Source organism: Mycobacterium sp. TH-M25, assembly GCF_057473665.1.
Genome location: NZ_JBYCLA010000353.1, coordinates 1 through 10,173, shown reverse-complemented (window position 1 = coordinate 10,173; position 10,173 = coordinate 1). Strand labels below are relative to the sequence as shown.

Genomic DNA, 10,173 nt, shown 5'->3' with positions numbered 1-10,173 from the left:
CTGTGGAAGCTGGTCCGCACCTTCGACGACCCGGCGACCTGGACCGAGCCGGGAGTGCGTCATCTGGCGGCGAATGGGCTTGGCGGCGAAGCGTATCGGATGAGCCCGCTCGATGATCAGTGGGAGCTTTACGATCTCAGCGACGATCCGGTCGAGGCCCGTAACCGGTGGGACGACGCGGAACTGGATGCGTTACGCCAGCACCTGCGCGCTCGGCTGAAGCAGGCGCGAGCTAGCGCAATCCCGGAGCGAAACCGGCCGTGGCCCTATGCCTCTCGGCGTGATAGTTGGGCAACGCCATTGCATCCACACCCGCGGGGTGCCTAGGCTCGGCTTTATGGATAGAGAACCAAAGCTTGCACGGCGCTTTCTGGACCGGTTCGAGCCCATTCACGGCGTGACTTATTTCGCGCCGGAAGCGCACGAGGCGTTGGGCCGCTTGGGCTACAAGGGTTTATGGATGGGCTATTTCGCCGCGCGCTCGGCACCGCTGGGCAAGGTGGCGCCGGAGGTGGTGACGGCCATCTTCTACAACTTCGCACCGTCGCGCACGGCCAAGGTGCTGCCGGCGGCGTGGGACATCGCCGGGCCCCAGGACGCGTTACGCGTGCGAGTGGACGCTGCGGTGGCGGCGCTGCGTCGCTACGGTGTCGAAGCCGACGAAAACGTCGCCACTGCAGCCGAATTGCTGGGAAAAGCGGCCAAGAGTGCACCGATCTGCGGACGACCGCTGTTCGCCGCGAACCGGGCACTGCCCTGGCCGGAGGAGCCGGTGGCGGCGCTGTGGCACGCGTGCACCCTGCTTCGGGAGCAGCGCGGCGACACCCACAACGCGGTGCTCAGCGCCGCCGGGGTGACGGGCCGGGAATGCAATGTGCTGCATGCCGCGGCCGGTGCGATCCCGCGCGACTACATCGCCCGCACCCGTGACTACGACGACGAGGAATGGCATGCCCACGAGCGACAGCTGGCCGCGCGGGGTCTGCTCAACGACGACGGATCATTGACACCGGCCGGGCGCGAACTCAAGGACCACCTGGAATCCACCACCGACGTGCTGTCGTTGTCGGTGCTCGACGCCCTGACCGACGACGAGGTCGAGAAGATGTTTCAGGCGCTCACGCCGATCACCCGGACCGTGGTCGCCGGGGGTGATGTACCCGCCATGACTCCGATGGCGCTGCGCCGCGACGAGTTGGACGACGGCAGCGCCCATCTGGGTGCTTAGTGTCGAGATGCAGCGAAGGCCCCCGACCGGGGAGGGGCCGCGGGTGATTGCGGTTAAGGGCCTGATCTGGCTCACCGCGGCCGTATCGTATCTGGTCGCGGAAGTCGTTGCGGCAACGGCGTATCTGCCTTCCTACAGCTATATCCACAACGTCATCAGCGATCTCGGAGTCCCAGGATGTAGCTCGCCCTTCGCATGGTTGATGAACCTTGGGTTCGGTGTGAACGGCTTGCTGTTTCTCGTCGGCGCCGTGGCGATCAGCAACGCCCGACCGTTTCTCGCCCTTGCCGCAGCGAACGCCGTCGGCAATGTGCTGATCGCGTTGTTTCACAGCGGGTCCGCCACCCATGCCGTCGGCGCGGTCTTGGCGATCGCGGGTGGGAACGCGGCCGTCCTGGCCGGGGCCTCAATCATCGGCGGTTGGCACCGCACAGTGTCGGTCGGTCTCGGCGTGTTCGGACTGATCAGCTTCGCGCTGTTCGCGATAGACCTGAGGTACGCGGTCATACCGTTGGGAGTGGTGGAACGCTGCAGCGTCTATTCGATCACCGCGTGGCAAATTCTCAGCGCCGCTGCGCTCCTGAGCCGGCGGACCCTCAGGGCATACCCGGGCGGAGCCCGGACATGACTTCTACTCTGCGCAAATCGTGCTCACAAGGCCACCGATGGTCAAGACTGGACTCATGACCGATGACGGCGCGGACCGGGTTGCGGTGTACCTCGATTTCGACAACATCGTGATCTCGCGGTACGACCAGGTCAACGGCCGCAATTCGTTCCAGAAGGACAAGACCAAGGGCCTGAAGGAGGATCGGCTGGCCCGCGCCACCGTCGACGTAGGCGCCATCATCGACTTCGCGTCGTCGTTCGGCACGCTGGTGCTTACCCGCGCCTACGCCGACTGGTCGTCCGAGGTCAACTCTGGCTACCGCGAGCAATTGGTCGCTCGAGCAGTCGATTTGGTGCAGCTGTTTCCCGCGGCGGCTTACGGCAAGAACGGTGCCGACATCCGACTGGCCGTCGACGCGGTCGAGGACATGTTCCGCCTGCCCGACTTGACGCATGTGGTGATCGTGGCCGGCGACTCGGACTACATCGCGCTGGCGCAACGCTGCAAGCGGCTCGGCCGCTACGCGGTGGGCGTGGGGGTGGCCGGCTCGTCAAGCAAGGCGCTGGCGGCGGCCTGCGACGACTTCGTCATCTACGACGCGCTGCCCGGGGTTCCGGTGCCCGAGCCTGCGCCCAAGACCCGCTCGAACACCGCAGCCGACGAGCCTCCCCCGCCGGATCAGCAGGCGGCCGCCACCGCCCTGCTGACCCGCGCGCTGCGGATCGGTACCGAAAAGGACGACGTCGAGTGGCTGCACAACTCCGCGGTCAAGGCGCAGATGAAGCGGATGGATCCGTCGTTCAGCGAAAAATCCTTGGGTTTCAAGTCTTTCAGTGATTTTCTGCGGTCGCGAACAGATGTTGTCGAGCTCGACGAGAGTTCGACGACGCGAATGGTGCGACTGCGCTGAATCGATCCACAGCACTTTGCGTCCGGCAAACTATTTCAATGCCGATGTGACCAGCGTAACATGTTAAGACCATGTAAAAATCCGCTCCCAGAGAGGAGCTATCGGCTATGAGGCTCAAACTCCTGGCCGGGGTGGCTGTGATCGCGACCGGCTTCGGGCTACTGCCCACAACCCCTGTCGCCGCGCCTGTTCACGCAGCCCCGTCTCCACTTGCGCCATGTTCCCCGTGTCTGCCCGGCCCCGGCGGCAACGCGATCGGAGTCCCGGGGCACTCGGCCGTTCCGGTGACGGGCGGCGGACCCAAGACTGGCCATCCGTCAATCGCACAGCGGGGCACCAGCACCACCAGGCCCATCGGCAACTGAATAAATCCGCGCAGTACGATCCGGCACGCGGCTAGTTGACCGTTGTCACAGAGGCTTTCGCTGTCCTGAGATGAACCAGTGCGTCGGCGAAGCCTCTTCGAGGCCTTCGGGTGACGGGCGGCCGTAGCTGGCCATCAGATCGTCGGACGGGGTCGCGGTCACGGCCCAGCCGTGCTGGCGCAGCCAGTCGCTGACGTCCTCGCGCTGTTCGAAGTACCACAGTTCGTCGGTCTTGGGAACTTCAAGCGGCGAGCCGGCCTCGGCCATCATCTTCCGGACACGATCCATCCGCTCACGCCGCTCGTCGCGGAGTTCAGAAACCGCGAACTCAGGTCCGAGTCCCTCGACGGCGATGCGGCTGCCGGGTGCGGCAAGCTCCTGGATGCGTTCGAACAGCAGATCCTGGGCCGCGGCGGGCAGGTACATGAGCAGGCCCTCGACCGACCAGACACTCGGAGCCGACGGGTCAAATCCGGACTGTCGCAACGCCGTTGGCCAGTCTTGACGCAAGTCGACCGGGACGGGAACCCGATGGGCCGTGGGCTGGGAGCCGTGTTCGTGCAGGGTTTCGAGTTTGAAATCGAGCACGCGATCTTGGTCAAGCTCGTAGACCGTGGTGCCGTCGGGCCACGGCAGTCGCCACGACCGAGCGTCCAAGCCGGCGGCCAGGATCACCGCTTGGCGGACGCCGGCATTCGCTGCGTCGATGAATGCGGTGTCGAAAAACTTTGTCCGAGTAGCGAAGTAACTGACCAGGGCGCGCATCCGCTGCGGCATGTCGGGCTCGGCCTCGATGACGGCGGCGGGCAGTTGCGGACCGCCGTACCAGTCCCACACGCCGTGGCCGACGCGGTCGAGGAACACTCGCGCGAACGGGTCGTTGATCAGTGGGTCGCTGCTCTCGGTGTCGGCCGCGCGCGCCGCGGCAACCCCGAGTGCCGTCGCGCCCACGCTCTCGGTGATTTCCCAGCTGTCGTCATCGGTTCTGGCCACTACCCGACCCTACGTGAGCCGCTGATGCGGAAGAATCCCGGTCATCATGACCTCCACCCCGCGCAGACCGCACGTCATCCGGCTCGCCGTGTTCGCCGCTTTCCTGGTGGTGATGTTCTATCTGCTGGCGGTCAGGCACGTAGTGCACGTAGAGGACGTGCGGGGCTGGGTGAAGACGACCGGCCCGCTGGCTCCGTTGACCTACGTGGTGTTGTCGGCTGCGCTCGGGGCGATCTTCGTGCCGGGCCCGATTCTGGCGGCGAGCAGCGGGCTGCTGTTCGGCCCGCTGCTGGGCGTGTTCGTGACGCTGGGCGCCACAGTGGGCACCGCGGTCGTCGCGGCCGCCATGGGGCGTCGAGCGGGCCGTGACAGCGCCCGTGCCCTGCTGGGGACCGACCGCGCCGACCGTCTTGATGCCCTGATCCAACAGCGAGGATTGTGGGCGGTGGTCGGCCAGCGTTTCATTCCCGGGCTGTCGGACGCGCTGGCCTCGTACGCGTTCGGCGCATTCGGGGTCCCGGTGTGGCAGATGGCCGTCGGCGCGTTCATCGGTTCGGCGCCACGGGCGTTCGTCTACACCGCCTTGGGCGCGTCGATCGGAGACACGTCACCGGTGCTGGCGTACGCGGCGATCGGCGTATGGTGCGTGACGGCCGTGGTAGGCGCGTTCGCGGCGCGGCAGGGCATCCGCAAGTGGCGGGCACACAACGAACCAGCGGCCACAGAAGCCTCAGGGGTCACGCCGCCGAGGCAGTAGTCGAGGTGCCCGCCTCTGAGCGAATTCGCCGGGCGCGCGTCCTATTGGTGCAGTTCGGCGTAGTCGATGGCTTGGTCGACTTCGGTGATCGCCAGATGAACCATCTCGATCGCCTGTTCCCGGTGGCCGCCCGAATCGAAGGGGTCGGCATTTTGTAAATCGGTGAGGCTCTGGTTCAGGTGGTCTCGAGCACTGACCATGTGCGGCTGGAAGGCGTAGGCCACCCCGGCGCCGGCAAGACTGAAGCCGGCCGCGGTGATCACGCCGGCAACTGCCAGTCGAAATTTAGAGATCTGCATGTTGGTCCTCCTGAGATTGGCTTACCGCCGGAGCAAATCTGCACAACGGCGGCGGCCACGTCAAGTAGCGGCGTCGTCGGCGGGCCAGCTGGCTGGTCGGCGCCTGAATCGCCGCCGAGGACAGTGCAAGCTTCTGGTGGCCGACCTCGGCGTCCAATTCCTCGGGCTCGGCGAGCTGGTGCCGGATCAGAGATCTCGGTGCCGGCCGGCTCGCGTCACATCAGCCACTGCGGCCTCTCCTCCGGCAGGCATGCTGTTTGTGCCCACCTCACAGCGACAATTCGCGGCTATTGCCTGCGGGATCTTCCATTGTCGCTTTGAGGTGGGCACATCGTTACCGCACGGGAAAATGGCCGGTCTCAGCCATGTACTGCAACGTGAGTGGCGCGCGCGGCTCAGTCCCTCGGTCAAGTCCCTGGGAGTGGTGTAACGGCTGATCCTTCGATTTGGTGGGGTTAGAAGGGTTGGTTGGGGTCGGTGTTGGTGGTGTCACCTCCTGTCGTGGGTTGCCATCCGCTGTCGGGGTTGCAGAAGTCCTCGGGCCATGGCGCGGGGATGCCGTGCTCGTCGTGCCAGCCGGTGTGACCGATGTCGGCGAGCTGGTCGAGGTAGGCCCGGCGTGTCAGCCCTGGCCCGAATTCGTCTGGGGTGCTGGGGTTTATCATGCTGCGGGCTCCAATTCGGGCAGGCCGTTGGTAGCTGGTGGCGCGGGTTCGGGGTTGCCGACGGCAGCAGCGCGAGCCAGAATGTCCAGTCCAAGGTAGCGGCGGCCTTCAGTCCATTCGTCGTGCTGTTCGGCCAGGACAGCTCCAACGAGGCGGATGACGGCGTCACGAGAGGGGAAGATGCCGACAACGTCTGTGCGCCTGCGTATTTCGCGGTTGAGGCGTTCGTTGGGATTATTCGACCAGATCTGGCGCCACAGTTCCTTCGGGAACGCGGTAAACGCGAGTATCTGCTCGCGGGCACCATCGAGATGTTCGGCGACGGCGGGTAGCTTGTCGGCCAACGCGTCGACGACACGGTCGAACTGGGCGTGCACCGCCGCGGCGTCGGGCTGGTCATAGACCGAGTGCAGCAGCGCTTTGACCCACCCCCAGGAGCTTTTCGGGGTCACGTCCATCAAGTTGGCGGCGTAATGGGTTCGGCAGCGTTGCCACGCCGCGCCGGGCAGGTTCGCCGCGATCGCCTCGACCAGGCCCCGGTGGGCATCAGAAGTGACCAGCCGGACGCCATGCAGGCCGCGGGCGACCAGATCGGCGAAGAAGGTGTTCCACGCCGGGCCGGTCTCACTGGTGGCGACCTTGACCCCGAGCACCTCACGGTGCCCGTCGGCGTTGACGCCGGTGGCCACCAGCACCACAGCGTTGACCACCCGCCCGTCTTCGCGGACCTTCATCGTCAACGCGTCGGCCGCGACGAAGGTGAACGGTCCCGCATCACCCAGGGGGCGGGTACGGAACGCCTCGACCTGTGCGTCGAGGTCTGCCGCCATCCGCGAGACCTGCGACTTACTCAAACTGGTGATACCCAACGTGGCCACCAGTTTGTCCATCCGCCGGGTCGAGACCCCGAGCAGATAGCAGGTCGCCACCACCGAGATCAGTGCCGCCTCAGCGCGTTTGCGGCGCTCCATCAGCCATTCGGGGAAGTACGAGCCCTGGCGTAGCTTGGGGATCGCTACATCGATCGTGCCGACACGGGTGTCCAGTTCACGATGGCGGTAGCCGTTACGCGAGTTCGTCCGATCCGGGCCGGGCCGGCCGTACTCGGCGCCGCACACCGCATCAGCATCGGCCGACAGCAGCGCGTTGAGCACCGTGCCCAACAAAGTGCGCATCAGATCCGGCGACGCGTCAGACAGGCCCTGCTCCAACAACGCAGCAGGGTTCACAATATGGGGAGCGGTCATCGTGTGGTTCCTCTCGAGAGTGCTGTGGAAGGTTCACTCGAAGGATCACGCGGTGACCGCGCTCTCGTCCCGAACGACACACCGGGAAACGATCACGCGATCCGCGTTACACCACTATCAGGGACGCAACTAGTCCCTCCCGCAGAACCTCGAAGCCGCTTGACCGCTCAACCGATGTCATCGGGGCCGATCGAGGTAGCGTCGCGCGCCCCAGAAGTCGGCGTCCAGCCGGACCGGGGTGACACGCACCGGCGCGCTCACGTCGAACGCCTCGATCATCGTCTCGTTTCCGAAATACATTGCCACGTGATAGATCTCGTCGGCATTACGGCCATGTGAGTAGAACAGCAGATCGCCAGGTTGCAACGCGGACTTGTCGACCGGGCGGCCACGGCTATCGACGGCTTGCGGTCCGGCATCGCGCGGCAGGGTAATGCCGTGCAGCTGGTAGACGGTCGACGTGAAACCGGAGCAGTCGAGCCCAAATCCGGCCCGGCCACCCCACAGGTAGGGAACGTCCACGAAGCCGGCGGCCGACCGAATTAGCTCGTCACCGGTGGGATATGTTACCTCCGTTGCCTTTTCGTAGACCGTGACCGATTGAGCAGCCAGCCACCTCGGGCCGCGATCCGGGGTGGCCACCTGAATCGCTGTCTCGGTGCGACTCAGGACGGGAAGCCGCGTGTTCGCGCTGATTTCCAAGTCCCGATTCCGGAGGCCGGAGTCGCGGTACAACCAGACGGTGGTGCCGCGCTCGACCAGCGCGACGGGAGCGTGGTCCTGCTGCGCGCCGTAGCTCGGGTCGCTCGCCAACTGCACCTTGGGAATCCAGCCGGGATAGCCGCCGGAGTCCTTCGGTGTGGGTTGACCCGGGACCAGTACCTCGTCCCAGTCGCCCTGCTCTCGGACCACAATCACGCGGTCGCCGAAGAGGGCCTGCGTCTGGTCGAGATCGTCCGACGCGAGCGCCTCCTGCTGGGCCGGGGTCATGGCCGACAGCCAACCGCGAACATCGACGGGGTTTGTCAGGGCCGGGTGATCGACGGGCCGCGGACTCTGCGGCGCGGTCCACACCGTGGCTGCCGAGACGGCGACGTACGCGTGGCGCGCCGCGGGCGCGGCGGAGACGGGTGCTGCCGTCAGCCCGACGACCAATAAGCCGGCCAACGCTATTCGAATCGCGGCGCCGGTCATGTCGATCGACGTTAACGGAGTCGGCCCGCGTTCCTACTGAGCAACGCCGAGATCCTTGGGTCTGTCGATGAGCTGCTCGCGCAGGTGGACGAGCACGTCCTCGGTCATGGCGAAGCCGCCGAGGTGACTCTCAGAGCGAACGGTCAGTACGGCGTCTTGCAGACGGCCGACGGCGGTGTGCACTCCGGCGATCGGGACGACGTGGTCGGTCTGGCCGTGCCACCATCGCACCGGCACCTTGACGTCGATCAGCCGAAAACCCCAGTCGCGGCCGAGAAGTCGCGCATCGTCGACCATGGCCAGGCAGCGGCCGCGGAACGCGTTGACCATGTCGTCGACGAAGATCGCCTCGACTTCGGGATCATCGAGCACCTGCCGGTCGACTTCGGGCCACATTCGCATGTACACGCGATAGGCGCAGTGCGCGAAGGGAATCAGTGGCGCAAGCAGGATGGTGGCGAGGACAGCCAAGGGGCGGCGTAGCTGGGTGAGGATCGGGCTGAAACGCCGGGCGATCTCGGTGGCGCCCGCTCGGGTGGCCTCGGGCCCGACCGCCGGCACGATGCCGTCGAGCACGCCGATGGCGGCCACCCGATCGACCATGGGCGGCAACGCGCCACACGCCAGCGCGTAGGGGCCTCCGCCCGACATGCCGACGACACCAAGCTTTTTGGCGTCGAGAGCATCCGCGACCTGTGCCATGTCGGCAACCCATTCACTCACCGAGGTATAGCGGTGCGAATCGGACAGGCCGGTGCCCGGCCGCTCGACGACGATGACACGGAGGCCGAGTTTTTCGGCGGCACGGCGGCCCTTGGCGAGGAATTGGCGCCGCGCGCCGAGCGTGCCGTGGAACCACAGCACCACCGGGCCGAGCGGATCACCGAATTCGGCGTAACCGAGGCGGCGGCCGTCGGCCAGATGGAACTGACCTTCGGCCCGCGGCTTGGCGACGCGCGGTACGCCGCGCGGGTAGCGCAGTGGGTTGCCCATCGACCTTCACAGTAGGCGACCGGTTGACCTACGGGTGACCACCAAATGCCCAGTTGAGCGCAGTGTTCGGCAGCTGTTCCAGCGCGATTCATCGGGGCTTTGTCGCGGTGACAAGGTGCGTCTGGGCCGCCGGACCACATCCGCTACCCGACGGTTGGCCGCTCGACCTGCTGCCGCCCCCGGCTCGCAGGTGCTCGGCGTGCTGGCGGCTCCTTCAGCCGAATAGCACGAGGAGGGCGACGAACAGGCCGACGACCGCGAACATCAGCGCTGAGCCGAACACGAACAGGCCGCCCCGGGTCGCGAGGATGGCGAAGCCGAGGCGGGTTTCGCGGACGTACCGTTGCCGTGACAGTGCCGCGAGCGCGGACATCAGGCCGGCGCAGATCAGCGAGATCCCGAGGATGCCGGGAACGCGTGCGTCGGCGAGAAAGATGACGGTCACCGTGAAGACACCGCCCAACCCGACGAGCGTTATCGTGCGCTGCAGATGGTTCCGCTCGAACGGGTATTGCGCCCCCCAAAGTCGCGCAGGCCCGGGTTTCATCCTGGCTCAGCGGGGTGGCATGACGACGAGAACGAGAACACCGACGCCCGCGAGGACGATGGCCACGAAAACGAGTAGCGGGGCGCCGAAGCCGGGCAGCGGTTGGCGTTGCCGCAACGCGCGCTCGGTGACCAACCAACGCCGCACACCGACGCCGCAGGTCCCGTAGGCGATCGCCACGAGACCGAAAGCGAGGACCTCGCTGCCCAACGAGCGGTGTTCGAGCAGTAGCCGGTCGATCGCGACGGCGCCCGCGAGCACGGCCACCGCGAAGCGCAGCCACGCCAGGTAAGTCCGTTCGTTGGCCAGGCTGTAGAGCGGGTCGGGCTCGCGGCCCACGTCGTAGACCCCGCGCGGGTAGCGCG

Annotated in this window: 12 protein-coding genes and 1 pseudogene; 5 read left to right on the top strand and 8 right to left on the bottom strand. The window is 66.3% G+C overall.

The features are described 5' to 3' along the window. From AC2VOU_RS11895 to AC2VOU_RS11880, 4 genes and pseudogenes are all read left to right on the top strand, one after another. A pseudogene (locus AC2VOU_RS11895) lies at window positions 1–327 on the top strand (sulfatase-like hydrolase/transferase); the annotation flags it as partial. 10 nt (window positions 328–337) lie between these two features. Further along, entirely contained in the window at window positions 338–1,228 is an 891-nt protein-coding gene (locus AC2VOU_RS11890) for an SCO6745 family protein (RefSeq protein ID WP_486957563.1), read from the top strand. Window positions 1,229–1,271: 43 nt separating this feature from the next. Then, window positions 1,272–1,856 (top strand): DUF998 domain-containing protein, encoded by a 585-nt coding sequence (locus AC2VOU_RS11885; RefSeq protein WP_486957562.1) that lies wholly within the window; start codon window positions 1,272–1,274, stop codon window positions 1,854–1,856. 55 nt (window positions 1,857–1,911) lie between these two features. Continuing rightward, window positions 1,912–2,748 (top strand): NYN domain-containing protein, encoded by an 837-nt coding sequence (locus AC2VOU_RS11880; protein ID WP_486957561.1) that lies wholly within the window; start codon window positions 1,912–1,914, stop codon window positions 2,746–2,748. 410 nt (window positions 2,749–3,158) lie between these two features. Here the strand turns inward: AC2VOU_RS11880 and AC2VOU_RS11875 are convergent, their stop codons facing one another. Beyond that, window positions 3,159–4,106 (bottom strand): class I SAM-dependent methyltransferase, encoded by a 948-nt coding sequence (locus tag AC2VOU_RS11875; RefSeq protein ID WP_486957560.1) that lies wholly within the window; start codon window positions 4,104–4,106, stop codon window positions 3,159–3,161. Between the two features lie 46 nt (window positions 4,107–4,152). Between AC2VOU_RS11875 and AC2VOU_RS11870 the strand changes: the two genes are divergently transcribed. Further along, window positions 4,153–4,863, top strand: a complete 711-nt coding sequence (locus AC2VOU_RS11870; protein ID WP_486957559.1) for a TVP38/TMEM64 family protein — start codon at window positions 4,153–4,155, stop codon at window positions 4,861–4,863. A 41-nt stretch (window positions 4,864–4,904) separates the two neighbouring features. On the opposite strand, the gene AC2VOU_RS11865 is transcribed toward AC2VOU_RS11870, so the two are convergent. The 7 genes from AC2VOU_RS11865 to AC2VOU_RS11835 form a co-directional block, all read right to left on the bottom strand. Beyond that, window positions 4,905–5,126 (bottom strand): hypothetical protein, encoded by a 222-nt coding sequence (locus tag AC2VOU_RS11865; protein ID WP_486957558.1) that lies wholly within the window; start codon window positions 5,124–5,126, stop codon window positions 4,905–4,907. Between the two features lie 491 nt (window positions 5,127–5,617). Then, window positions 5,618–5,827 carry a hypothetical protein gene (locus AC2VOU_RS11860; protein WP_486957557.1) on the bottom strand — a complete coding sequence of 70 codons (210 nt, stop codon included), beginning with the start codon at window positions 5,825–5,827 and terminating at the stop codon, window positions 5,618–5,620. Next, complete coding sequence (locus AC2VOU_RS11855) at window positions 5,824–7,074, bottom strand: IS256 family transposase (RefSeq protein ID WP_486957556.1); 1,251 nt, start codon at window positions 7,072–7,074, stop codon at window positions 5,824–5,826. The genes AC2VOU_RS11860 and AC2VOU_RS11855 overlap by 4 nt, the downstream gene beginning before the upstream one ends. 177 nt (window positions 7,075–7,251) lie before the next feature. Continuing rightward, window positions 7,252–8,268: a C40 family peptidase gene (locus AC2VOU_RS11850; protein ID WP_486957555.1), complete on the bottom strand. Its 1,017-nt coding sequence runs from the start codon at window positions 8,266–8,268 to the stop codon at window positions 7,252–7,254. A 33-nt stretch (window positions 8,269–8,301) separates the two neighbouring features. After that, window positions 8,302–9,261 carry an alpha/beta fold hydrolase gene (locus AC2VOU_RS11845; protein ID WP_486957554.1) on the bottom strand — a complete coding sequence of 320 codons (960 nt, stop codon included), beginning with the start codon at window positions 9,259–9,261 and terminating at the stop codon, window positions 8,302–8,304. Between the two features lie 214 nt (window positions 9,262–9,475). Next, window positions 9,476–9,706 carry a hypothetical protein gene (locus AC2VOU_RS11840; protein ID WP_486957553.1) on the bottom strand — a complete coding sequence of 77 codons (231 nt, stop codon included), beginning with the start codon at window positions 9,704–9,706 and terminating at the stop codon, window positions 9,476–9,478. A gap of 108 nt (window positions 9,707–9,814) precedes the next feature. Further along, a partial coding sequence (locus tag AC2VOU_RS11835) for a YidH family protein (protein ID WP_486957552.1) occupies window positions 9,815–10,173 on the bottom strand: 359 nt, incomplete at its 5' end.

What these genes read in the sequence shown, in the direction of transcription:
- AC2VOU_RS11890 (WP_486957563.1), top strand. Translation starts at nt 338, where the DNA reads ATGGATAGAGAACCAAAGCTTGCACGGCGCTTTCTGGACCGGTTCGAG.
- AC2VOU_RS11880 (WP_486957561.1), top strand. Translation starts at nt 1,912, where the DNA reads ATGACCGATGACGGCGCGGACCGGGTTGCGGTGTACCTCGATTTCGAC.
- AC2VOU_RS11870 (WP_486957559.1), top strand. Translation starts at nt 4,153, where the DNA reads ATGACCTCCACCCCGCGCAGACCGCACGTCATCCGGCTCGCCGTGTTC.
- AC2VOU_RS11860 (WP_486957557.1), bottom strand. Translation starts at nt 5,827, where the DNA reads ATGATAAACCCCAGCACCCCAGACGAATTCGGGCCAGGGCTGACACGC.
- AC2VOU_RS11855 (WP_486957556.1), bottom strand. Translation starts at nt 7,074, where the DNA reads ATGACCGCTCCCCATATTGTGAACCCTGCTGCGTTGTTGGAGCAGGGC.
- AC2VOU_RS11850 (WP_486957555.1), bottom strand. Translation starts at nt 8,268, where the DNA reads ATGACCGGCGCCGCGATTCGAATAGCGTTGGCCGGCTTATTGGTCGTC.
- AC2VOU_RS11845 (WP_486957554.1), bottom strand. Translation starts at nt 9,261, where the DNA reads ATGGGCAACCCACTGCGCTACCCGCGCGGCGTACCGCGCGTCGCCAAG.